The 23,819-nt window shown below is 47.4% G+C and carries 18 protein-coding genes; 4 read left to right on the forward strand and 14 right to left on the reverse strand.

What is annotated here, in order from left to right:
• Positions 1–7: 7 nt before the first annotated feature.
• Positions 8–1,120: a CCA tRNA nucleotidyltransferase gene (locus OPS25_RS00280; protein WP_265615641.1), complete on the reverse strand. Its 1,113-nt coding sequence runs from the start codon at positions 1,118–1,120 to the stop codon at positions 8–10.
• Between the two features lie 533 nt (positions 1,121–1,653).
• Here OPS25_RS00280 and OPS25_RS00285 point away from each other — a divergent pair.
• The gene (locus tag OPS25_RS00285) at positions 1,654–2,565 is read left to right on the forward strand and encodes an ExeA family protein (RefSeq protein WP_265615642.1); all 912 of its coding nucleotides are present in this window, start codon (positions 1,654–1,656) and stop codon (positions 2,563–2,565) included.
• On the forward strand, positions 2,558–3,643 hold the full coding sequence (locus OPS25_RS00290; protein ID WP_265615643.1) for a general secretion pathway protein GspB: 1,086 nt from the start codon (positions 2,558–2,560) through the stop codon (positions 3,641–3,643). Before OPS25_RS00285 ends, OPS25_RS00290 begins: the two co-directional genes overlap by 8 nt.
• Positions 3,644–3,754: 111 nt before the next feature.
• Here OPS25_RS00290 and OPS25_RS00295 read toward each other — a convergent pair whose 3' ends face one another.
• The 13 genes from OPS25_RS00295 to mutS form a co-directional block, all read right to left on the reverse strand.
• Positions 3,755–4,675, reverse strand: coding sequence for a cation diffusion facilitator family transporter (locus OPS25_RS00295; RefSeq protein WP_265615644.1), 921 nt, complete (start codon positions 4,673–4,675; stop codon positions 3,755–3,757).
• A 546-nt stretch (positions 4,676–5,221) separates the two neighbouring features.
• Positions 5,222–5,947 (reverse strand): MbnP family protein, encoded by a 726-nt coding sequence (locus OPS25_RS00300; RefSeq protein ID WP_265615645.1) that lies wholly within the window; start codon positions 5,945–5,947, stop codon positions 5,222–5,224.
• The gene (locus OPS25_RS00305) at positions 5,944–7,047 is read right to left on the reverse strand and encodes a cytochrome-c peroxidase (protein ID WP_265615646.1); all 1,104 of its coding nucleotides are present in this window, start codon (positions 7,045–7,047) and stop codon (positions 5,944–5,946) included. The genes OPS25_RS00300 and OPS25_RS00305 overlap by 4 nt, the downstream gene beginning before the upstream one ends.
• A 32-nt stretch (positions 7,048–7,079) precedes the next feature.
• Positions 7,080–8,435 carry a hypothetical protein gene (locus OPS25_RS00310; RefSeq protein WP_265615647.1) on the reverse strand — a complete coding sequence of 452 codons (1,356 nt, stop codon included), beginning with the start codon at positions 8,433–8,435 and terminating at the stop codon, positions 7,080–7,082.
• Between the two features lie 386 nt (positions 8,436–8,821).
• On the reverse strand, positions 8,822–10,003 hold the full coding sequence (locus tag OPS25_RS00315; RefSeq protein WP_265615648.1) for an HD-GYP domain-containing protein: 1,182 nt from the start codon (positions 10,001–10,003) through the stop codon (positions 8,822–8,824).
• A gap of 126 nt (positions 10,004–10,129) precedes the next feature.
• Positions 10,130–10,738 carry a 3-isopropylmalate dehydratase small subunit gene (gene leuD / locus OPS25_RS00320; protein WP_265615649.1) on the reverse strand — a complete coding sequence of 203 codons (609 nt, stop codon included), beginning with the start codon at positions 10,736–10,738 and terminating at the stop codon, positions 10,130–10,132.
• 3 nt (positions 10,739–10,741) lie between these two features.
• A complete protein-coding gene (gene leuC / locus OPS25_RS00325) occupies positions 10,742–12,136 on the reverse strand; it encodes a 3-isopropylmalate dehydratase large subunit (protein WP_265615650.1) in 1,395 nt (464 codons plus the stop codon).
• The gene (gene leuB / locus OPS25_RS00330; RefSeq protein WP_265615651.1) at positions 12,129–13,238 is read right to left on the reverse strand and encodes a 3-isopropylmalate dehydrogenase; all 1,110 of its coding nucleotides are present in this window, start codon (positions 13,236–13,238) and stop codon (positions 12,129–12,131) included. The genes leuC and leuB overlap by 8 nt, the downstream gene beginning before the upstream one ends.
• Positions 13,239–14,807 carry a 2-isopropylmalate synthase gene (gene leuA / locus OPS25_RS00335; protein ID WP_265615652.1) on the reverse strand — a complete coding sequence of 523 codons (1,569 nt, stop codon included), beginning with the start codon at positions 14,805–14,807 and terminating at the stop codon, positions 13,239–13,241.
• A 465-nt stretch (positions 14,808–15,272) separates the two neighbouring features.
• Positions 15,273–15,950: a hypothetical protein gene (locus OPS25_RS00340; protein ID WP_265615653.1), complete on the reverse strand. Its 678-nt coding sequence runs from the start codon at positions 15,948–15,950 to the stop codon at positions 15,273–15,275.
• 69 nt (positions 15,951–16,019) lie between these two features.
• Complete coding sequence (eno, locus tag OPS25_RS00345) at positions 16,020–17,312, reverse strand: phosphopyruvate hydratase (protein ID WP_265615654.1); 1,293 nt, start codon at positions 17,310–17,312, stop codon at positions 16,020–16,022.
• A 66-nt stretch (positions 17,313–17,378) separates the two neighbouring features.
• A complete protein-coding gene (locus OPS25_RS00350) occupies positions 17,379–19,010 on the reverse strand; it encodes a CTP synthase (protein ID WP_265615655.1) in 1,632 nt (543 codons plus the stop codon).
• A 387-nt stretch (positions 19,011–19,397) separates the two neighbouring features.
• Positions 19,398–21,944, reverse strand: a complete 2,547-nt coding sequence (mutS, locus tag OPS25_RS00355) for a DNA mismatch repair protein MutS (RefSeq protein WP_265616129.1) — start codon at positions 21,942–21,944, stop codon at positions 19,398–19,400.
• Positions 21,945–22,071: 127 nt separating this feature from the next.
• On the opposite strand from mutS, the gene OPS25_RS00360 reads away from it, so the two are divergent.
• The gene (locus tag OPS25_RS00360) at positions 22,072–22,593 is read left to right on the forward strand and encodes a CinA family protein (protein ID WP_265615656.1); all 522 of its coding nucleotides are present in this window, start codon (positions 22,072–22,074) and stop codon (positions 22,591–22,593) included.
• Positions 22,594–22,736: 143 nt separating this feature from the next.
• Positions 22,737–23,774 carry a recombinase RecA gene (recA, locus tag OPS25_RS00365; protein ID WP_265615657.1) on the forward strand — a complete coding sequence of 346 codons (1,038 nt, stop codon included), beginning with the start codon at positions 22,737–22,739 and terminating at the stop codon, positions 23,772–23,774.
• The last annotated feature ends 45 nt before the right edge of the window (positions 23,775–23,819 follow it).

Consider the following 23,819-nt stretch of genomic DNA (forward strand, 5'->3'; position numbering starts at 1 on the left):
ATTGTTATCAGGCTGTGCCGCCTTTGTCTGAAAGAATTTCTGAAATAACCGTTAAACGAAGTTTGTTTAATTCGTTTTTGATGGCGGCTCCCTTAAAGCCTGCAAGGATAATAGGACGCGTATCAATACGTGATGCTTTGTCCAGGGCAGACAAAATCAACTCTCGGTTGAGGCTATTCTGCCGCGGTAAATCGCGGCACGAGATAGCATCAAGTAACGCCTTGAACCGCTCTGGTTTGCGCCAGCCATCGGCTTGAGTGAAAATGTCTAGCAGGACTTCGGCCGATACCTCATGGCTCAATTTTTCGGCAAATAGAGAGGCTAGCACAGCTATCTCGGTAAAGGCGTTAGGCGCTTTTACACGCTTGCATAATGAGCGGGTTTTGTCAGCCGTTAAATAACTACTTAATACCGCAAACCGAACCTCTGCATTGTGATTGCGTTCGGCTGACAACTTCAGCGCGGTATAGGCGTCTTCGTTTAAATCAATTAACTCGGTAAGCCAAGGGGAGAGTGCCTGGGCGTTTCGGAGTGTTATAAAATAAATCTGCGGATCCAGTTCAAGTAAACTGCGCTGGGTTTCGCTCCACACTCGCTCTGCCGAAAGGTGGCCTATTTCGTCCTGTTGTGATACTTCCTGCATGAGTTGCATGGTTTCTGCTGCCACCGTAAACCCTAAGTGGGCATAACGCGCGGCGAACCGGGCAACACGGAATACCCGCAGGGGATCCTCTATGAATGCAGTAGATACGTGTCTTAGTACACGCTGGTTAAGATCGTCCAGCCCATTGAATGGATCGGTAAGGTTACCGTCGGCATCTTTAGCCATAGCATTAATGGTCAGGTCTCGTCGTAGCAGGTCTTCTTGCAGTGTGACACTGGCGCTAGCATCACACACAAATCCAGTGTAACCCTTGCCAGACTTTCGCTCCGTACGGGCAAGCGCATACTCTTCTTTGGTTTTGGGGTGTAAAAAAACCGGAAAGTCTTTGCCAACCTGGGTGAAGCCTTTGTCTAGCATTTGCTGTGGAGTCGCTCCTACCACCACATAATCTCTTTCTGTCACATTGCGGTTTAGCAGTTCATCACGCACTGCACCACCCACCAAATAAATTTGCATCACTCACCTGATTTAATCGTTCGCCGTAGTAGCGCGTGTTAACCGTTAATATTTATTGTCATTAAGGGCCAGCGTGTATGAATGCACGCCCGCCACGGCGAAAAGGGTAAATAGTCGCGCCCTATGGGTGCCAAAGGCGGACCTCGATTCTGCTTTACATTGGCTCGAAAAGCCTGAGCCTTCCTTCCTCAAAGCGCCTTGACGAGATACCCGCAGCTATCTCTGAGCTGCTCAAACGTCAATGCGGATTGGTATGCGCAAAGTGTCGGCCACGCGTTATTTTGTTTGTATTCCAGCTGACTTTCACAAACGCCGTCCTTACCTTCCTAGTACCCTAGGCATAAAGCATACTAAGCGTAATATCTGGTTGTCGCGAACCGAAAGCGCCCTGCGTTGTCCTATTGGGGAGAGTCAACAGCAATATGCTCTAGTATGCCTGAGTCAAAAAAGTAAGAATAGTGGAGTTATCTTTTGACATCTTCATACGCTGTGGTTAGTTTAGTTCGCGATGTATTTCAGACACTGTAGCAGGCATGTATCTTAATTATTTTGGATTAACAGATAACCCGTTTTCCATCGCTCCTAATCCAGACTATCTGTATATGAGCCCGCGGCATAAAGAAGCGTTGGCACACTTAACGTTTGGACTGCGGGAAAGTGGCGGTTTTGTTATGCTAACGGGGGAAGTGGGGACTGGGAAAACCACCGTCTCGCGTAAGTTATTGCAGCAATTGCCCGACCATACCCAAGTCGCGATGATCCTCAATCCAACCCTGTCAGCGATAGAGCTGCTTGCCACCGTGTGCGATGAACTGGGGATTGAATGTGACCCTGACAAAGCCAGTTTGAAATATTTTACCGACCGTATTTTAGCCAAATTGGCAGACAACCATCATGCAGGGTTCAATACCGTATTGATGATTGACGAAGCTCAGCATCTATTACCGGAAGTACTGGAACAACTGCGCTTGCTAACAAATTTAGAGACCAATCGTGAAAAGTTGCTTAAGGTGGTCCTGATTGGGCAGCCGGAACTGCAGCAACTGTTAAAGCGCCCTGAGTTACGCCAATTATCCCAACGTATTACTGCCCGCTACCATTTATTGCCGCTCAACGCTGGAGAAGTAAGTGCTTACGTTGCGCATCGTTTAAATGTGGCGCAGGGCGATATCAACCTGTTTAGTAAGGCCACGTTGAAAGCGATTCATCGTATCACCGCGGGGATACCGCGGGTGATCAATTTACTCTGTGATAGAGCTCTCATGTTGTCTTATACCAAGCACCATGCGGTGGTTAAAAAGCCGATATTTCTTGCCGCCGCGAAACAGATCCTTGGCGACGATGTAGTAGGGCAACGATTACGCCATCAACATACGCTATGGCTCGGTTTAACTTTTGTCTCGGCGATGCTCGTTGGTTATATGCTTGGAGCCTGGTATGTCTGATCGTGTATTAATAGAAAACCTGCGACCGGGCATGACCATCACACGGATAACGCAACAAAATGGTCCGGTAGCGATTCAAAAATCCGGACTGATATCGAGTGATTCTATGATTCAAGGCTTGGCTGAAATGGGCGTACAGGAAGTGGAGATTGATCCTGATTTAACCGTTGAACTTGCGCCTAAAATCACTCATCAAACGCCAACACAGGCGTTATTGCGCGGACACCACGATACCGCAGCTAAAGCCGTAGCGTCGATGGATAGTTCGTTATCTGACCAATTCAATCGCAGTTTGTTTTTACCTACGGTTCAATCGTTGCCCTCTGTATGGCAGCAGTATGCCAAGGACTTCTCCCTGTTTGCTGTCATTATGATCGGTGGGTTGGGATTAGGATTTACTGCAGGGAGCGCTGAGCGCTGGTGGCCTGTGCTAACGGCGTCATTTTCGGTTCCACAGGCCACTTATTCAAAGGTGTCACCAAGCGAGGGAAATCCTGCAGTCGTGAAGGACGAGCCGGCGGCTGAGCAACGTGCCGGCCTTTCACAGAGCGAGCCACCAGAGCAACCGACTGCTAAAAAGGCGAGCGCCGACGAAGCCGTGGGCGAGGCCATCCAGCCAACTCAAATAACGGCTGTGTCGGAACCTGAAGAAAAAGCAGTAACCCTGCAAACCAAATCAGAACCCGCCTACGAAGGTAAAGTCTTAAATGAGCGGGTCAGCAATAGTGTGGATGTTTCGCCAGAGCTGCTGGCAAAGTTTAATGAAGCAGTTAAAGCGCTTGATACAGAAAACGCATCGCAAACACAGCCTCCGCCATCCAGAGTAAATGTACATTCAGACGTGCCGCGCGTTGATCAACTTCCGGTAAAGCTGCTAACACGTTTGCCAAGCATGAACTTTAGCGCGCATATGTATGCATCAAACCCTCGCGATCGCTGGGTCAGGGTAAATGGCAAGCAGCTGGGAGAAGGGGACTGGATCACAGATCGCGTGCAGATAGTCAATATAGAAGGCCAACGGGTGATTTTGAATTTTGAGGATGAGCTGTTCAGTATGGCTGCACTGACAGACTGGTGAGGGGAAGTCAGTCGCAGCGACCATCAACTACCCACGCTACAAAATGAGCTAACTAGATATTTTTGTCACACTTTTTGTTGCTTTGATGCATGTAGGATGCCCTGATTGCGATCAGTCAGCCAGTTTTGGATCCTGAATAAACAGAATATCCATCATTATCGAGGGGTCCCATTCACGTAAATCACGCTCACAATCTTTACGAATAGCATCCAATTCACTGATGGTGGCCACCGAAAACGATTTATCGACAATAATGTGCACCAACATATAAAGATCTCTGCCTTGCTTACTGATGCGTACCTCCACGTGTTGGTATGGCACGGCGCTGAGTGACTTAGCCAGTTTTTTCTCAATAACCGTGGTCACAGCTTCAGGCGGCGCTTTATTGATGACTTCGTTCAAACTCGCGAGCAAAATTTTAATTGGAATGGGTAATAACGCCAGCCCCAGGATCATCAGAAGCACGGGGTCGACATACAGGGCCAATGTGCTGTATCCATACAGATTGAGGGTATACGCCACGATAAAGCCAATCAATATCGACGCACTGAGCACGCCATCGATGAACCAGGTATGCGCATCGACCATAACTAAATCTGAGCGCAGATTGTTACCATGGCGGCGCATATAAAACGACACGCCAAAACACCCAAATGTAGCAAATACACCGTAGACAATGGCGATACCATATTCCGACACATTGCCGCCCTCTATCAGGCTGATCAGTGAGCTAAAAAAAGCATATAAACAAATCGCGATTATAATCAGCGACTTAAACAAGTTTAATGTGGGTTCAATGGCGGTATAACCAAAGTGAAAGCGATCATCATCAGGACGTTGCACTAAGCTTGCGACTTTCAAGGTCAGCAGTGCCATAAAAAATGCAATCAACGAGTACACGCCATCGAACAAAATGGCGCTGGAGCCACTTGCAATGGCGAACACAATCGACACCACCACGAAAAGAAAGGCAACATACAGAGACAAGCGCAGCAGCTGCCTTTCTTTACGTTCGTGAAAACCAATAGCCATCGAGAGAGCCCTCATAAAAAGTGCCCGGATATTACTCTTATTTTGGCTAAAGAAAAGAGATAGTTGCAAACAAGATGTTTATTTTTTATACGGGCGAAATGGCGTTAAATTCGCGTCATCAAGTGGTGGGGTATTTTTCTACGATATCGGTTTTAGTACAACCAACTGACCGAATGCAAATTTCACCCTATTGCTGCGTATTCTGTTAAGTATGGCCCGAAGTTTATTACGGAGCTAAGTGTCATTTGCGTGTGTAGATAAGAGTCGTCATCCCCGTGAAAACGAGGAGCTCTTAACGAAATACCGGAAACATTCAAACAGGTCAAAAAACCTTTCGGTGCGACGCCATCTGACTTTGACGCCCCTCACCTGGGTGCTGGCAAGTCAGGAGTTTTTAGTGTTTGTCTACATCAGGTTATCTCTCATTGCGCTTGTTAGGGTATGACTGGCCCCAGTGCATGCCAGCTCAGCGTCTCTAACAAAAAAACACTTTGCCGGGGAGCTTATTCGTCTAGGCGGTCAATCGAAGTATTATGCTGCTTTCGTTTAAGTGCAGGAGGCATCGCAGGTACTGATCAGATGAGCAAATCCTGCCGCAATCTGTCTGGCATCCTGCCTATCGAATTTAACTGAAGGTATTTCAGCAAGATCTAAAGCACCCTGGCCGTTAAAGAGAGACAAAATATCGACCTTGAAGATGCTCACATGGGGTGTGTCTGCTAAATGCAAGGGCAGGGAAAGTTCCGTGTAGTTTTCATCGAACCCTATGTGATACACCAGTGGAATGGTATCCTCCGAAAGACTCAAAAAGCCCTCAAATAAAATAAATTTATAACCTACCTCCCAATTCCACGCCATCCGACTGTTCGGATCCAGATCGCCTACATTGAGGATAGTAGCGTTGGCTTTTTCATCAACACCCACCCCAAATGTGATCTGTGAAAACGGATACGGCTCTTTAATTGTTAAGTCAATTTCGTAAAAACCATTTTCGTTATCAAACCTAACCAGATGATAGCTGTCCGGTACCCGATAAACGTGTCCTTCGGCCGACAACCTGATGTTACTTAAGTAAAACTGAAAGTCGCGGATTTTAAAATGACCTTTCCCACCGGGGTTGGAATAACGATATTCATTGAATATAAGAGGCTGCTGACCCACATAGGGGAGCAATCGAAGGGTAATTTTTTGCGCTGTGGAAGCTTGTTCCATACATGCCGTAAGCACTGAAAATATTTCTACAATGAGGAAAATTATTTTTGTGATATTCATCTGGGCGGTGCCTCCTTAAAAGGGTCGGAGAAACGTGTGTCGCTGAGGAATTGCTCATCGGTTAACGTGTGCAAAAAGCTAATAATGGCTCTTTCTTCTTTTGCAGTGAGGTTCAGGCTGATGGTACTACCTTGATGATTGTCAATATTATCCGCCTCGACAATCAGTGGGCTAAGGGTCTCACTGTGCTGAATGCCACCGTTATAATGATTTAGTACGTCTTCTAAAGTACTAAATCTTCCGTCGTGCATATAAGGCGCTGTGACGGCAATATTTCTCAGCGTCGGTGTTTTGAAAAAGCCTCGGTGCTCCGCTTTACCTGTTACCTCTGAAAGGCCGGCAAGTAGTGCCGCGTCGTTGTCCAGTCCATTGTTGCTGAAGCCATCAAGCTGAGCCGTAAAGCCGCTGGTTAGGAACTGGCTATGGCAGTCGATGCAATTTCCCCCTCTTAAGCTTGATTTTGTATCCGGGTGGGCCATGAACAGCTTTCTTCCCAGCTCTTCTTCTTCATTAAGAGATATTTCTCCCCGTAAATATTGATCATACCGCGAATTCGCAGATATCAGCGTTCGTTGAAAACTGGCTAATGCCTTAGCGATAGCCTCTTTGCTTATCCCGTCATAGGCAATACCAAATAGCTCGACGTAGGTATCGTCCTGGGACAGCTCCTTTATCAATGAGCCCAGATCCTGAGCCATTTCGTCAGGATGTTGAATGGGTATCAGTGCCTGTTCTTCAAGACTGGTTGCGCGACCATTCCAGAAAAAACGCGCGGGTCCCCACATCAGGTTAGCAAGGCTCATGCTGTTAAATGCCAACGGTTTTCCCGAAACTCCCACTGAACCTGCAAGCCCATCCGTAAATGCCAGTGATTGTTGATGACACGTTGCGCAGGAAATCTGATTGTTTCCTGAGAGGCGTGGATCATAAAACAGACGCCTGCCAAGCGCGATGGATTCCTTAGTAAGCAGATTGTCAGCCGGGATCGTAAAACGGCCAAACACAAAGGGAACATTGAAGTTCTCAACTGGATTGGGCGCACCATAACGCGGGGTCGTTAAGATATAGATAACGAGGAAGCCTGCTATGAGTGAAACCACGCTTCCCCAAATGACCCAGATACGCACGAAAATCAGTGGTGATGCACAAAGCCAGAGCCAAATAACGCCTCGATATTATCGATCCCTTTTTTAAACTTATCCTTAAAGTTTATTTCACCGAGACGTTCACCGGTCTGCAAATCATGCACGGTTAGCGAGTGATGGTTGACCTTCGCAATAAAATCCACATCGGTTGGGTCGTTGTCTGCTGCGTCACCCAGATTCAACAAATTGTTCTGTATCGCAATTAATTTTCTGCCTGACGCCGAGGAATAGAAAATCATGTGGTGGGCACCAGGTTCAGCCTGAATATCCTCGCCGCTGGATACAAGTTCTGGCAAGCTATTGAGACTATAACGTTTCACAATCCCCGGAATGGCGTGACTAATAAATAATTCGTCTTCATTTCCATACAATTCCAGCGGCACACCTGTACCCGCGGTGGCACCATCGTAAAGCTTTTCCGGAACTCCGAAAGATTTATCTGATTCATTATAGGGCACTTTCCAGGTCTCAAATCCGAACATGGTGTTGACCAGGATTGCTGGCTGTGCATTTTTTACAATACTTGGTCTGACAAACAGAACTTCTACCGGGGAAGATGGGAACCCCACAGGTTGGGCGTCTTCAGTCACTATATTTTCGATAGGCTCCATTTTGTTAAGATCAATAATTGTCAACGCATTACCCACCCCTGTGGCCAAATCGGGATGAATAGTAGAGGTAACAACCATACGATCACCGTAGGCCGAAATACCATGTGGGAACATGATATACGGTTCATTTTCACCGACTTCGCTTTTGCGGGCCTCAATCACTTTAATAACGCTGTTGTCCTGCGAGTTAAATACTCCAACCGAACCCCCATCTGGTTGTGCGAGACCCGTGCCTCCCATGAATGTCACAAACATATATTCTTTGCCGTTTACACTGTGCCACATGATATCTTCACCCACGACCTGCCCTTGTGTATCAAGACATTCCACGTCTGATACAGTGGGCGCGCCTGTAGCATCGCGAATAAGGGCAATTTCAGCCAGACTGCATTGAGTGCCCAGACCTGTGGCGTATAGCCGGCCATTGGGACTGTAGTACAAGTGGTGTAATGGAGCATCAAACTCGGGTAATTCATATTCATAAAGAATTTCACCAAACTTCGCCGATTCCGGATCTAATTCCAGTATGGCAATGCTATCTTTGGTATTTAAGGTGGGTAAACCGCTTAGCAGCACGATGCCTTGGGTTTTTTCATTGTCACCGATTTGTGCGGTGAACTCAGTGTCAGGCTGGTTTGCAGAGGTATCTGTACCTGCTACGTCAGTTGCTTTTGAGCAACCCAACATGAATGTAAAACAGCTGATTAGGGTTAGTAGTTTTATTTGATTCATTGTTTTCTTCGGTGGTTGCTCTTGAGCGTATGAACAAGTGTAGTAACACGCTTTTTATATAGCAATTAACCCCACCAAAGCTGCACTAGATTAAGATGCTATTGCTGTCCACAATAGTGGCCGCATTCAGCGCGGGTTCGATAAGACTCGTCTCCTCGCTGCCAAGAGGTGTGCTCTAACATTGATCCAAATCTTAAGCTTTGTTGGCTAAGTGGGGGGAACTTGTCACGTCTATTCGACTTGTCTTTTCTAGGGGGCTGGTAACATTGGTTGTCGGTAAGGATGAAGAAGGGCCGCATTACGGTCAGGCGGCAGCGGGCGCGAATTTCTCTGTGGTAAAATAAGCGCCCTACAAGACAGTAAAATTAAGCTTTCTTAGCCCACAGTTACCTTTCCGGGATTTGACTTACAAACACGTCATGGAAAAATTTCGGCAGGTTGATATTAAAATCACCAGGGGTTACACCGCTGATAATTTCGTCCTGGATCTGGCTTAAATCCAGTCGCTTAATTTCACTGTAATGGCCTGATTTAATATTGTAAAAGGTCATCACAACCGGTTTCATCAGGTCTTTTTTACCAAGCTGCGCGACAATACCTAATTTACCGCTCTTCAGTTTAACCAATGAACCGACAGGGTGAACGCCTATACAATGAATAAACTTCTTAACTAAATCTTTGTCTAAATTATCTTGTTGATGCAACCGCTTTAATGCCACCGCTGGCGCTACGGCTTCTTGGAATGGACGCTCGGATATCATGGCGTCATACGAATCGATAATCGCAGCCATACGGGCAATCTGAGATATTTCGTCACCTTTCAGGCCATTTGGATAACCACTGCCATCATTGCGTTCATGATGCTGTTCAATGGTGGTGAGTACGCTTGCAGGGATACCTTCGAATTGCTCCACCAGTGCTTTCCCACGTTTAACGTGCGAGCGTATGACATCCCACTCTTTTGCTGTCAGTTCCCGCTTGCTGGTTCTTAATTCTTTCGGAATTTCGGCCATTCCAATATCCATTAACATGGCACCCATACAGGCATGGTTAATTTCTTCTTCACTCATGCCAAGATGGCTGGCAAACATGGCCATTAAAATACTGCAATTAATTGAATGTTCGAGTAAGTACTCATCCGCATCTTTTATCATGGTGAGACATAAAAGTGCGTTTGGGTTTTGAAACAACGATTTAATAATATTCGTGGATAGATTCGAGACGGAACCTAGATCTTTAGGTGCGCCTGACTGCATTGCTTTAATTAGCTGACCCTGAATGGTTACGGCCTGAGCATACAACGCATTGGCTTCGATAACAGATTCGCTACTGATAGATTTAGTTTTCGTGGTTTTGGTTTTTTCCTCTTCTTCTTTGACCGTCAGCGGCGTGTCTATTTTACTCTTGCGTACATCTATCTCAACGACCTCTATGCCTTTTGCTCTTAACTGATCGATGATGGTCTGGCTTTTGACCATTCCCCTGGAGCGAATTTCCATCGTACCAGATTGCTTAACTACCTGCGTAACATACATGCCGGGCTTGAGCTCATCGATATTTACTTGCATAGAGTGTCCTATCTGCGAAACAGCTATTATTATCCCATAGTAGCATTGAAACGAATGCGCAGATCAAGTGTATTTGCGTATTCTCTCAAATGTTTGGGTGTACACACGTTCGCCAAACCTGCTTCACTAGCTCCAGGCTGGCATTCGATGCTCAAATGCATGAATCGCAGATTCATGCTCAAGGGTCTGGTCTATTGCATCTAAGCCCCTAATTAATCTAGTTTTAGCTTGGGCGGGAATAGCAAAAGTAATTGCCAGTCTATCTGCAGTAAGTTGTTGAGCAGGCAAGTCTATTCGTATTTGTGTATCGGGTTTTTGCGCAACCAGCGTAAAAAGACTGTCCAGCTCGTCCAATGGTAATGACACGGGTAGGATCTGATTATTGATACAGTTGTTAAAGAAAATATCTGCGAAACTAGCGGCAATGATAACAGTAAAGCCATGATCGGCGAGCGCCCAAGGCGCGTGTTCGCGACTGGAACCACAGCCAAAGTTTTCGCGGGCTAATAGAATGCCCGCTCCTGCATGTTCTGCTTTATTAAGAACGAAATTCGGATCAGGCTTTGTCACATCACCTTCTAAATAGCGCCAGTCGTAAAATAAATGCCGACCATACCCGGTACGGGTGACGCCGGTCAGAAATTGTTTGGGTATAAGTTGGTCGGTATCTACGTTCGCTTTGTTTAAGGGGCACGCCGTACCAATATACGTGTTAAACCCTTTTGAAATTGCCATCTTTTACATCTCCCTCACGTCAACGAACTTCCCAGTTAGGGCTGCTGCGGCTGCCATAGCCGGACTCACCAAGTGGGTACGAGCACCTCTACCCTGGCGACCTTCAAAGTTGCGGTTAGAAGTGGAAGCACAGCGATCGCCAGGTTGCAGAATGTCATCATTCATCCCTAAGCACATTGAGCAACCGGGTAATCGCCATTCAAACCCCGCATCCGTAAAAATTTTATCCAACCCTTCAGCTTCTGCTTGCCGCTTTACCGCGGTGGAACCGGGTACCACAATGGCCGTGACCCCATGACTCACGTGACCCTTTGCCGCAATGGACGCGGCGGCACGCAAATCTTCGATACGACTATTGGTACATGAACCAATAAACACATGGCTGACACTTAAATCGGTTAATTTGCTGCCCGGGGTGAGCGCCATATACTGATAGGCTTGCTCAGCACTGTTGCGTTCCACCTCGGAGGTGAAATCGGAGCGAGCGGGAATTGTAGAAGTAATAGGGATAACCTGGCCTGGGTTGGTGCCCCAGGTGACCTGAGGGGCTATTTCAGCGGCATCTAATGTTACTTCAGCGTCGAACACGGCATTCGCATCGGAATAAAGCTGTTGCCACTGCGCCACTGCTTCTCGCCACAGCTCACCTGCCGGAGCCTGTGGCCGACCTTTCAAATAATTAAAGGTCACCTCATCCGGCGCGATTAAACCGGCTTTCGCACCTGCTTCAATAGACATGTTGCAGACAGTCATCCTTTCCTCCATTGAAAGAGCGCGTATCGCGCTGCCAGCGTACTCAATCACATAGCCCGTGGCACCGGCATGACCAATCTTGCCAATAATTGCAAGGATAAGATCTTTCGCCGTAATGCCAGAAGCTAACGTACCATTGACCGTGATACGCATGTTATTAGCACGATTCTGCTTCAATGTCTGGGTCGCCAGCACGTGCTCCACTTCTGAGGTGCCTATGCCGAACGCGAGGGCGCCAAAAGCGCCATGGGTGGCAGTGTGCGAGTCGCCACAGACTACCGTAAAACCCGGTAAAATGAAGCCCTGTTCCGGGGCCATTACATGTACTATACCTTGTTTGTGATGGCCCACTGAATACAGGGTAATATTGTGTTTAGCGCAATTATCAGCCAGCGTAGTCAATTGTAATTTATTGGCAGGGCCACAGGCATCCAACGCCAGAGACCGGGTAGAAATACTATGATCCATAGTCGCGATAGTGCGCTGCGGACAACGCACTTTACGCCCTTTTTCAGCCAAGCCTGCAAAGGCCTGAGGGGAGGTAACTTCGTGTATCAGGTGTCTGTCGATATACAATAAGGCATCATCATCGACATCGCCAATATGGTGTGCCTGCCAAATTTTATCGTAAAGTGTTTTAGCCATTGAATGTTGTTCCTTCTATTAAAAAGTTAACAATGGCATCACCTACCTGGGCGGTCAAAGCAGCCGAGTGTAAATTGGCAGAGTTGCATAACTCTTTAGTTAACACGCCTGATGCGAGCGTGCTAACGACCGCCTTCTCAATCGCGAGTGCGGCGTCTTCCATGTTCAGGCTATAGCGCAGCATCAGTGCCGCAGAAAGGATCTGCGCGATGGGGTTGGCAATACCTTTTCCTGCGATATCCGGGGCGGACCCGCCAGCGGGTTCATACAAACCAAACCCCGTGGCATTCATGCTGGCAGAAGGTAGTAAACCCATCGAGCCAGTCATCATGGCGCATTCGTCTGATAAAATATCACCAAATAAATTGGGGCACAGCAGCACGTCGAACTGCGCAGGATTTCGCATGACCTGCATAGTGGCATTGTCGATATACATATGCTCAAGGATGACCTGCGGGTAGTCTGCCGCCACTTCCTCAGTTACTTCACGCCATAAACGGCTGGTAGTAAGCACGTTAGCCTTGTCGATGGAGGTCACTTTGTTATGGCGTCTGCTCGCCGCTTCGAAGGCGGCCACCGCAATACGGCGAATTTCACGTTTTGAATACCGCATCGTGTCAAAGGCAAACTGCTCTTCGCCATCGCCTTCCACCCCTTTGGGTTCGCCAAAATATATACCGCTGGTTAATTCACGCACGACAACCAGGTCCACCCCACTGGCAGCGATGTCACTTCGCAGCGGTGATAGATGCTCTAAACCCGTATAAATTTTTGCGGGACGTAAATTACTGAATAAATCAAAATGGCTGCGTAACGTGAGCAAGGCGGCGCGTTCAGGCCGTTGTTCAGGAGGAAGTGAATCCCACTTGGGTCCACCAACCGAACCAAATAGAATAGCGTCGGCGTGCTCACATCCTCTTAGCGTAGCGTCAGGTAACGCACTGCCGGTATTATCAATCGCTATTCCTCCTACCAGATAGGGTTGTAGTGAAAAGCGAACAGAGTAGAGCGTAGAAATTGCGTCAAGCACCTTACATGCTTCCTGCATCACTTCTGGACCAATACCATCGCCTGCTAACACGGCTATATTTGCTTGTTTCATTTATGCTCCTGCTATGCGCTCTTGCTGGGTCTTATGGTGGTCAATCTGATCCGCTACATAGGTGTTATTTAAAACATATATCAAGGCTTTTACACCTGCCTCAACAATATCAGTAGCCAAACCAATGCCGTGAAACCGGCGGGATTTATAAGATAGAATGACGCTTACCTGAGCAAGGGCGTCCGCACCTTGGCCTTTGGAGTCAAGTTTAAAGTCGACCACTTCCACCTCAATATTACCCAGCATGGTAATAATGGCGTTAAATGCAGCATCCACCGGCCCATTACCAATGGCGGCACCTGACTTTTCCTGTTCGCCAATTTTTAGCGTAACGGTGGCGCTGGGAACGACCTCTCGACCAGAACTGGCTTGTAAATAAAGCAGCTGATAGTAGGCCTGCTCATGTTTTTGTTGGTCAAAAAACAACAATGCTTCCAAATCGTAATCGTAAACCTGCCCTTTTTTATCAGCCAACTGTAAAAAGGCCTGATAGATAGTGTCTAAATCATAATCAGTACTTTGATAACCTAGCTCGGTTAAGCGATGTTTAATAACGTGGCGGCCGGAACGAGACGTTAGATTCAACAGGTTTTTGTTTATGCCGACACTTTCCGGCGTCATGATTTCGTAGGTGTTCTGCGCCTTTAACACACCATCCTGATGGATACCGGAGGAGTGACTGAATGCATTCGCGCCAACAATTGCTTTATTAGCCTGCACCGGCATATTGCAAAGTTGACTGACAAGTTTGGAGGTGCGGGAAATCTCGGTAGAGCGGATATTACATTCAAGGTTCAAGTGCGACTGGCGGGTTTTGAGGATCATGGCGATTTCTTCTAACGCGCAATTGCCGGCGCGCTCGCCAATGCCATTGATCGTACACTCCACCTGTCGGGCGCCTTTTTCAACGGCTGCCAGCGAATTGGCTACTGCCAACCCCAGATCATTATGGCAATGGACGGAAATTACCGCGTTATCAATATTGGGTACACGATTAAACAATGATTCAATAATCCCGGCAAATTCGGTAGGGGTAGTGTACCCAACGGTATCGGGGATATTAACGGTGCTGGCCCCGGCATTAATCGCGGCTTCCACCATGCGACACAAATAATCAATATGGGTACGTCCTGCATCTTCACAGGAAAACTCCACGTCGTCGGTATATCGGCGCGCATGTTTAACTGCTGCCACAGCCATCTCCACCACCTGCTGCTGTGATTTGCGTAATTTTGCATTTACATGAATATCGGAAGTCGCGATAAAGGTGTGGATGCGAAAACGGGATGCGGACTTAAGGGCGTCACTGCACGCCTCAATGTCAGCGGGGAGGGCTCTGGCTAATCCACACGGTATAGCCGTACGCAGTGACTGGGCGATGGTTTTTACTGAGGCGAAATCACCCGGCGATGAAACGGGGAAACCCGCTTCGATAATGTCCACACCTAATCGTTCCAGTGCCAGTGCTATTTGTAGCTTCTCTTTGGCGCTCAGGCTCGCAGGTAAAGCCTGTTCGCCATCGCGTAAGGTAGTATCAAAAAAGAGTACCCTATCTGTGTCCGCTGTCATTTTCTGCACCCTTTTTCCTGTTAATCAGATATAAAAAAACCCGTGCATTGCACGGGTTTTGGTGAATTCTGTTTGCTGGTCGCAATCTACCCGTGCAGTCTTGCTGCCATAATGAGTAGAGTGAGGAGGTTTACTGTGTTCATATTTTAGTATTATTGACCAGATTCGTTCTCAATTTAACCAGCGAAGCTAAGTAAGTCAATTACTCTTTACAATTTTTATATGCCGCAAAATTATAACTTAGTCCTGATTCTTGCTGGTGGTGGCGAATTGTGGTAGCGAATGCTATTGCTGATCTTCAGACTTTGTTGCTTCAGCAATTCACAGAGCTAACCTGCTCCATCGCATCCTATAAAAGGGCGAACGCGCCAGAATACCTTGATAAACGTAAACCGGATACACTACAACGATTTCATGAATGATAGGCGGAATTTCGTTTATTTAATTAGCAGAGAAGAGTAGGGGTCACTCTTTCTTTTTAGGTAACGTGAAATTTTTCCATTCTATTTCCATCGAGAGCAGCATTTCTCGAAGGGAAAGTGGTCGAGGTGATATCTTACCTTTGTGATTCCAACTGTGACCACAGCAGGCCGCCTGCATCACGGATTTTGTTGGTTTGAGCATCTGGCGCTTGTCGAAATCACTTTTCTCATGGTCGAGAAAGTCACCTTCAAACGTAAACCAACCATGTTTGTTTAGGTGCAATGTGTGATTTTCTTTTTGAACTTTGTCAACAGAGTCAAGCTCGATGTGTTCTTCGTTTAATGTGCCAACCCACACGCCAACGACTAAGCCATGAGCAGCGTGTTTTGAAAACCACGCCACGCTTTTTTCTTTGTCAGTATGCTTGCCTGGACACGAGGCGGCCTGGCGAGCCTGCCAACTGCCATTGTGACTGTCGATAGCTAACGGGGTCTGGTTATTCGAAAGGTAATAGGCTATCCGCCGAACATGATGGGGTAATCCCCCTAAACGCCTTTTTAATAAACTGATTTGGGTTGGACCACGATGGGCCAGATTGGCTAATTCGCGTTCATATAAGGCATTGCAAATTTCGTTAAAGTCGGGATGAAGAGAATGCTGCTCGCGGCTATGCGAAAAGAAATCTGATTGCGATGTAGACTGGTCGTTAGCTGACGACATAGGCAAACTGCATTAATAAGCGTAAACAAAAAGATTATGCCGATAGCAGAGGCTATCGGCAAGTTCTGCTTACTGGCCTTTAATTTCACTGCGACCTTTGTAGGTCGCGTTGGAACCCAAAGCCTCTTCAATTCGAAGCAATTGGTTGTACTTAGCCACGCGATCTGAACGGCATAGCGAACCGGTTTTGATTTGTCCGGCCGCGGTACCGACGGCAAGATCAGCAATGGTGGCATCTTCAGTTTCACCACTGCGGTGAGAAATTACTGCAGTAAAGCCGGCATCTTTCGCCATTTTAATGGCTTCTAAGGTTTCCGTTAAAGAACCTATCTGATTAAATTTAATCAGAATAGAGTTACCTATTCCCTCATCAATGCCGCGTTTAAGAATTTTGGTATTCGTGACAAACAAGTCATCGCCGACCAGCTGTACTTTGTCACCAATTTTCTTAGTCAGGCTGCTCCAGCCTTCCCAGTCACTTTCGTCCATGCCATCTTCGATAGAAACGATTGGATAACGGCTGGTTAGCTCCGCAAGGTAATCAGCAAACCCTTCATTATCAAAGCTCTTGCCTTCGCCTGACAGGTTGTATTTCTTATCAGCATAGAATTCAGAGGCGGCGCAATCTAACGCTAGCGTAATGTCTTCGTTCATCTTATAACCTGCTTTCTCCACGGCTTCAACGATGACGCTTAACGCTTCTTCATTCGAACTTAAGTCAGGCGCAAAACCGCCTTCATCACCTACTGCAGTATTAAGGCCTTTCGCACTCAACACTTTTTTCAGGTTATGGAAGATTTCAGCGCCCATACGCAATGCTTCTCTGAAAGAGCGTGCGCCGACAGGCTGAATCATGAATTCCTGAATATCAACGTTGTTGTCAGCATGTTCACCGCCGTTGATGATATTCATCATCGGAACGGGCATGGAATACTGACCAGAAGTGCCGTTAAGATCAGCAATGTGCTCGTACAGAGCAACGCCCTTATCGGCCGCCGCCGCTTTTGCCGCAGCCAGTGAAACTGCCAGGATCGCATTGGCCCCCAGGGTTTCTTTGTTTTCCGTGCCGTCCAGCTTAATCATCTTGCCATCCAGCTCTGCCTGTGCGCTGGCATCCATACCGATTAAAGCAGGAGCGATTATGTCATTGACGGCCTGAACCGCTTTAAGAACACCCTTGCCCAGATACCGTGATGCATCGTGATCGCGCAGTTCCAGAGCTTCTCGTGAACCTGTCGAAGCACCTGATGGGGCAGCTGCGCGACCCATAGCACCTGAATCCAAATACACGTCGGCTTCCACGGTTGGGTTACCACGTGAGTCCATAATTTCGCGTCCAACGATGCGAGTGATCTTCGCCATGCTACTTTTTCCTCAACAATTGACGGGGTTTAGTCGACGGGAGTACGACGGTCACCCCAATTCAGATTAGTGATTCGCTTTTTGATATTTGCCCGCTGCGGCAACGAATCCAGTAAATAACGGATGCCCATCACGGGGCGTCGATGTAAATTCGGGGTGAAACTGACCTGCGACAAACCAAGGATGGTCTGGTAGTTCGATGACTTCTACAAGTTTTTTGTCGGTGGACAAACCACTGACTTTCAAGCCCGCCTGCTCAATTTTTTCGCGAAGGTTATTATTCACTTCGTAACGATGGCGGTGGCGCTCGTAGATTTCTGCGTTACCATAGATCTCGTGTACTTTGGTACCCGGTATCAGGTGACATAGCTGGCTACCTAAGCGCATCGTGCCGCCCAGATCAGACATTTCATCGCGCAATGCAGTGCTGCCATCGGCATCTAACCACTCTGTGATTAACCCTACCACGGGATAAGGGGTAGCGGGATTAAATTCAGTGCTGTTGGCGTTTTGCATACCTGCGACATTTCGTGCAAATTCAATCAGTGCCACCTGCATTCCTAAGCAAATACCCAGATAGGGAACGTGGTTTTCACGGGCATATTTCGCTGCGGCAATTTTGCCTTCAATACCGCGTTCGCCAAAGCCGCCAGGAACCAAAATGGCATCCAGTTTTTCTAGAATCTGCGTGCCTTTACTCTCAACATCCTGCGAGTCGATATGATGAATATTAACCGTCAGTCGATTTTTTAATCCGGCATGTTTTAATGCTTCGTTAACAGATTTATATGCATCGGGAAGTTCGACATATTTGCCTACCATACCTATGTTAACTTCGCCGGTTGGGTTAGATTCAGCGTAAAGAACTTGCTCCCATTCGGTTAAATCCGCTTCCGGACACTCTAATCTGAAACGATCGACAACCAGCTGATCCATTCCCTGAGCTTTCAACGCCGCAGGGATGCGATAAATACTGTCCACGTCCTTTAATGAAATCACGGCTTTTTCAGCCACATTGGTGAACAGCGCTATTTTAGAGCGCTCAGTTGCTGGCAGCGAGCCAACGGAACGACATACCAGAATATCGGGCTGAATACCGATTGAACGTAATTCTTTTACCGAGTGTTGCGTAGGTTTGGTTTTGACTTCGCCCGAAGCAGGCATATAGGGCACCAAAGTCAAATGCATATACATGGCTTTGTCTCGACCGAGCTCGGTACCCAACTGTCGAATCGCTTCAAGAAAAGGTTGTGACTCAATATCCCCAACGGTGCCCCCAATTTCAACAATAGCGATATCGTGGCCTTGTGCACCTTCGATAACACGACGCTTGATTTCATTGGTAATGTGGGGAATAACCTGGATAGTAGCGCCTAAATAGTCACCGCGACGCTCCCGCTTTAACACTTCTTCATACACCCGGCCGGTGGTGAAGTTGTTACGTTTAGTCATGTGGGTGCGGATAAAGCGCTCGTAATGCCCTAAGTCAAGGTCAGTTTCTGCGCCGTCGTCGGTTACAAATACTTCACCATGCTGAATGGGACTCATAGTGCCTGGATCAACGTTGATATAAGGATCAAGCTTGAGCATGGTGACGGTAAGCCCCCGTGCTTCCAAAATAGCCGCGAGCGACGCAGCAGCAATACCTTTACCAAGCGATGAAACTACACCACCTGTGACGAAAATATAATTTGTCATGCAAAACCTAAGGCGTTGGAGTTGGGTAACGTACTAATTTGTGCGAAATAATTAGCACTTGGACGGCGCAATAGTATACCGAAAGAGTAGCAGGCAAACAATCCATTTACCTGTCAGCGAGGGTGGAATTTTTATTTTTACCTTACCGCAGGAGTGCGGAATACCATATATGAACCCTCTTAGCTTGTAACACATCCGTTTTAGATAATTAGCGAGAGCCATTGCCGCCATTTATGGTTTTAGCTTCACACTCCACTAGAAACATCCATTCGGCAACGCCCCGATGCCGTCCGTGCAGAGTAACCCTGCCAAGTAACCCCTCCGCTATGAGGTGGGGCTGTCTGTTAGGGATTCGCGCCGAAAAAATGTAACTACACACCGTTAGCGTTATGACTCACTCAATCTTTTCAATGTATAAATCAGATCCAGTGCCTGACGGGGACTGAGTTCGTCCGGACTTATCTCAGCTACGGCCTTATAGAGTGGCGAGTCAGCTTGTGTTAAGTCAAAATCTAATTGTGCAGATTGGCTAACGGGCGGCGCATCTGCTATCGGCGCAGGCTGGTGTTGACTGCGCTCCAACTCGCGTAATTTATCCTTGGCGGCGGCAATTACCGGTTTGGGTACTCCTGCTAACTGTGCTACCTGTAAACCATAACTTTTATTCGCGGCACCGGTTTCGACTTTGTGCATAAAGCGGATAACGTCGTCATGCTCGACGGCATCCAGATGCACATTAATAACTTGACTATGGGCATCTGCCAATTGGGTGAGCTCAAAATAATGGGTGGCAAAAAGAGTATACGCGTTGAGTGATTGTGCAATATAGCTTGCGCATGCCCACGCCAGAGACAGGCCATCGTAAGTGCTGGTGCCACGACCAATTTCATCCATGAGCACTAAAGAGCGCGCAGTGGCATTATGTAAGATGTTGGCGGTTTCGGTCATCTCCACCATAAAGGTCGAGCGACCCGAAGCCAAATCATCCGAAGCCCCAATCCGAGTGAAAATACGATCAATAGGGCCTATTTTTGCTTGCTCGGCGGGGACAAAACTGCCGATGTAGGCCATCAAAACAATAAGTGCAGTTTGCCGCATGTATGTCGACTTCCCCCCCATGTTGGGCCCGGTTATCACCATCATACGTTGCTTTTCATCCAACGATAACGGATTGGCAATGAAGGGATCAGACATCACATGTTCCACCACTAAATGGCGCCCATTCTCGTATTGCACCACATCTTCGTCGGTAAGGGCGGGGCGGTGTAACTGTAAGGCAGTGGCCCTCTCTGCAAAGCAGTAAAGTACGTCCAGTTCGGCTAAGGCGGCTGCCGTATTGATGAGTTCACTAAGCTGTGGTAACAACTTATCAAACAGCTGGTCAAACAGCTGTTTCTCTAAAGTTAGAGCTCGCCCCTGGCTGGTGAGCACTTTGTCTTCATGCTCCTTGAGTTCCGGGGTGATATAGCGTTCGGTGTTTTTAAGCGTTTGCCGACGAATATAATCGGTGGGCACTTCGTTACTGGCGGCACGACTGGTTTCTATAAAGAAACCATGCACTTTATTGTAGCCCACTTTAAGCGTAGCGATGCCGGTGCGCTCGCGTTCACGCAGCTCGAGCTGGTTTAAATAATCGGTAGCACCTTGCGATAGTGCGCGCAATTCATCCAGCTCAGCGTTATAGCCGGGAGCAATCACGCCGCCATCGCGAATCACCACGGGAGGGTTATCAACGATGGCACTGTTTAACAAAGATTGAAACGCTGGATAAGTATTGATTTGCTTTTTTAGACGTAAAATAAGGGGGGAGGAGAATGACTCGAGTTCTTGTTGCAACAAAGGTAACAAATTGAAGGCATTACGCAGACGTGAAAAATCCCGTGGGCGTGCTGAACGAAGCGCCAGGCGCGCCATAATTCGTTCAATGTCCCCGATATTTTTCAAACTTTCTGGAATTTCATCTGTCGGCCTATCAACAAACGCTTGTACGGCATCCTGGCGCGCTAGAAGTTCTTCGCGATGGGTAATGGGGGCATGAATAAAGCGTTGCAGTAAGCGACTACCCATGGCTGTGGAAGTCGTATCCATTACCTTGAACAGGGTATTATCCTGATCACCCGACATGCTGTGGGTAAGCTCCAGGTTGCGGCGGGTTGCGGCATCCAGCTGCACCAGACTGTTTTGTTGTAATGTGTGCAAACTACGGATGTGGGGCAGAGCAGTGCGCTGCGTATCTTTTACATATTGTAGTACACAGCCGGCTGCGCCCAGACCGATAGTAAGATCTGCGATACCGAAACCGCTTAATTCTCGGGTTTGAAATTGCTCATTCAATTGGGAGACGGCTGTGTCGGTATCAAACTCCCATTCAGGGCGGCGGCGTAACCCTTTGCGCTGTGCGATTAAAGGCAAGCTGGAAAAGCCCTCTGGATAAAGCAACTCTGCCGGATTAACTCTTTGCAACTCAGCCAGTAACTCATCGTTTGTATCACATTCGCATACTAAAAATCGCCCGCTGGTGATGTCCAGCGTAGAGAGCCCATACCGTCCTTGTTGTTGACACACCGCTGCCAAAACATTATCACGTCTTTCTTCGAGTAAGGCTTCATCGGTAACCGTGCCGGGCGTAACAATACGCTGGACCTGTCGCTCTACCGGGCCTTTCGACGTGGCTGGGTCGCCCACTTGTTCACAGATAGCGACCGACTCGCCTAATTTCACCAGTCTGGCAAGATAACCTTCTACCGCGTGATACGGCACACCCGCCATTGGAATAGGATCGCCGCCCGATTTCCCGCGCGCGGTTAACGAAATATCGAGTAAGTGCGCAGCGCGCTTCGCATCATCGTAAAAAAGCTCGTAAAAATCGCCCATTCGATAAAATAAAAGAATATTAGGGTGTTGCGCCTTTATGGATAAATATTGGCGCATCATCGGCGTATGTGATTCCAAGAATGCCTCGATACTTTATTATTAATGGTCAAGTGCTAAACGACAGACTCGCACTGAAAAACGAAAAATGTCACAATCAGATTGAATCGACCAGCAATGTATTATTTATATGAGCGAGCTATTTTCAAGTCTTTCTGTGCAAGAGTCCAGTTCCGATAAGATTATCTCCATTGGTAAGTTGCTCAAAGCGCGCGCTTGGCACATCAGCTGTGCAGAATCCTGCACCGGCGGGGGACTGGCTTATTATTTCACTTCTGTTGCCGGCAGCTCAGAGTGGTTCAGGCAAAGTTGGGTAACCTATTCCAATGAGGCAAAACAGCGCTTGCTAGGCGTAACTAGCCAGACATTAAACCAATTTGGTGCCGTCTCTGAACAGACCGTAAAAGAGATGGCGGCTGGATGTGCGCAGAACGCGCAAGCACATGTTGGCATAGCAGTGAGTGGTATCGCTGGGCCCGGCGGAGGGAGTGTTGAAAAGCCGGTGGGAACAGTCTGGTTCGGCTTCTGGATTGCAGGAGAAACTATTCAACTGCACCGCGTATTCAGTGGTGATCGAAATGCTGTGCGGAATCAGGCAATTGCATTTTGTATTGGATATCTGCACCAATGGCTGGTTGATCATCCGCACTAATCCTTTAAAATTTCTTCTCTTCACACGCAAATAATACTTGAGCTGTATAATTATACAGTATAGTATTGTTGGTAATTTCACTTATACCTAATCTGGTAGCTATTCACTTTTGCCAGATAGAATACATTCATAAGGATGCTATCGTGAACGATAACAAACAGAAAGCACTTAGCGCCGCTGTTGGACAGATTGAGAAGCAGTTTGGTAAGGGCGCGATCATGCGTCTAGGTGATAATCAGGCAATGGATATTGAGGCCATTTCAACCGGCTCTCTTACTATTGATATCGCATTAGGTATAGGTGGTTTGCCGTGCGGACGGGTAGTAGAAATTTACGGCCCAGAATCATCGGGTAAAACCACCCTGACATTGCAGGTCATTGCTGAGGCTCAGAAAAAAGGTAAAACCTGTGCATTCGTTGATGCCGAGCATGCGCTAGATCCTGTTTATGCAGAAAAGCTGGGTGTAAATATTGATGATTTGTTGGTATCACAGCCCGATACGGGTGAACAAGCGTTAGAAATCTGCGATATGTTAGTCCGCTCTGGTGCAGTTGATGTAGTCATTGTTGACTCGGTTGCTGCATTGACACCAAAAGCAGAAATTGAGGGAGAGATGGGGGACTCGCATGTAGGTCTGCAAGCCCGCTTGATGTCCCAGGCGCTCCGTAAACTAACAGGTAATATTAAACGTTCTAATACTTTATGTATTTTTATCAACCAGATCCGTATGAAAATTGGCGTGATGTTTGGTAATCCTGAAACAACGACCGGCGGTAACGCACTTAAATTTTATTCATCGGTTCGTTTGGACATCCGCCGTATTGGTGCGGTTAAAGAAGGCGATGAAGTGGTAGGTAATGAAACCCGCGTGAAAGTGGTGAAAAACAAAGTTGCCCCTCCTTTCAAACAGGCTGAGTTTATGATCCGTTACGGTGAAGGCATCAGTAAAGAGGCCGAGCTGATTGATTTAGGTGTGCAGCAGAAGTTAGTAGATAAAGCTGGGGCATGGTACAGCTATAAGGGTGATCGCATTGGCCAGGGTAAGGCAAATGTTATGAAGTTCTTAAAAGAACATCCTGAAATTGCGGCCGAGATCGAAACGAAAATTCGCAGTGAATTGTTATTGGATAAAAAACATAAAGTTGAAGAAGCCATCGGCGAATCTGACGAAGCTTTATAAGCATCATGGGGCTGCCGGCCCTATGGTAAGAATCTAAAATCCTCT

This window comes from Alteromonas aquimaris, from assembly GCF_026183695.1.
In the GTDB taxonomy this organism is placed as follows: Bacteria; Pseudomonadota; Gammaproteobacteria; order Enterobacterales; family Alteromonadaceae; genus Alteromonas; species Alteromonas aquimaris.

What these genes read in the sequence shown, in the direction of transcription:
- OPS25_RS00280 (WP_265615641.1), bottom strand. Translation starts at nt 1,120, where the DNA reads ATGCAAATTTATTTGGTGGGTGGTGCAGTGCGTGATGAACTGCTAAAC.
- OPS25_RS00285 (WP_265615642.1), top strand. Translation starts at nt 1,654, where the DNA reads ATGTATCTTAATTATTTTGGATTAACAGATAACCCGTTTTCCATCGCT.
- OPS25_RS00290 (WP_265615643.1), top strand. Translation starts at nt 2,558, where the DNA reads ATGTCTGATCGTGTATTAATAGAAAACCTGCGACCGGGCATGACCATC.
- OPS25_RS00295 (WP_265615644.1), bottom strand. Translation starts at nt 4,675, where the DNA reads ATGGCTATTGGTTTTCACGAACGTAAAGAAAGGCAGCTGCTGCGCTTG.
- OPS25_RS00300 (WP_265615645.1), bottom strand. Translation starts at nt 5,947, where the DNA reads ATGAATATCACAAAAATAATTTTCCTCATTGTAGAAATATTTTCAGTG.
- OPS25_RS00310 (WP_265615647.1), bottom strand. Translation starts at nt 8,435, where the DNA reads ATGAATCAAATAAAACTACTAACCCTAATCAGCTGTTTTACATTCATG.
- OPS25_RS00315 (WP_265615648.1), bottom strand. Translation starts at nt 10,003, where the DNA reads ATGCAAGTAAATATCGATGAGCTCAAGCCCGGCATGTATGTTACGCAG.
- leuD (WP_265615649.1), bottom strand. Translation starts at nt 10,738, where the DNA reads ATGGCAATTTCAAAAGGGTTTAACACGTATATTGGTACGGCGTGCCCC.
- leuC (WP_265615650.1), bottom strand. Translation starts at nt 12,136, where the DNA reads ATGGCTAAAACACTTTACGATAAAATTTGGCAGGCACACCATATTGGC.
- leuB (WP_265615651.1), bottom strand. Translation starts at nt 13,238, where the DNA reads ATGAAACAAGCAAATATAGCCGTGTTAGCAGGCGATGGTATTGGTCCA.
- leuA (WP_265615652.1), bottom strand. Translation starts at nt 14,807, where the DNA reads ATGACAGCGGACACAGATAGGGTACTCTTTTTTGATACTACCTTACGC.
- OPS25_RS00340 (WP_265615653.1), bottom strand. Translation starts at nt 15,950, where the DNA reads ATGTCGTCAGCTAACGACCAGTCTACATCGCAATCAGATTTCTTTTCG.
- eno (WP_265615654.1), bottom strand. Translation starts at nt 17,312, where the DNA reads ATGGCGAAGATCACTCGCATCGTTGGACGCGAAATTATGGACTCACGT.
- OPS25_RS00350 (WP_265615655.1), bottom strand. Translation starts at nt 19,010, where the DNA reads ATGACAAATTATATTTTCGTCACAGGTGGTGTAGTTTCATCGCTTGGT.
- mutS (WP_265616129.1), bottom strand. Translation starts at nt 21,944, where the DNA reads ATGATGCGCCAATATTTATCCATAAAGGCGCAACACCCTAATATTCTT.
- OPS25_RS00360 (WP_265615656.1), top strand. Translation starts at nt 22,072, where the DNA reads ATGAGCGAGCTATTTTCAAGTCTTTCTGTGCAAGAGTCCAGTTCCGAT.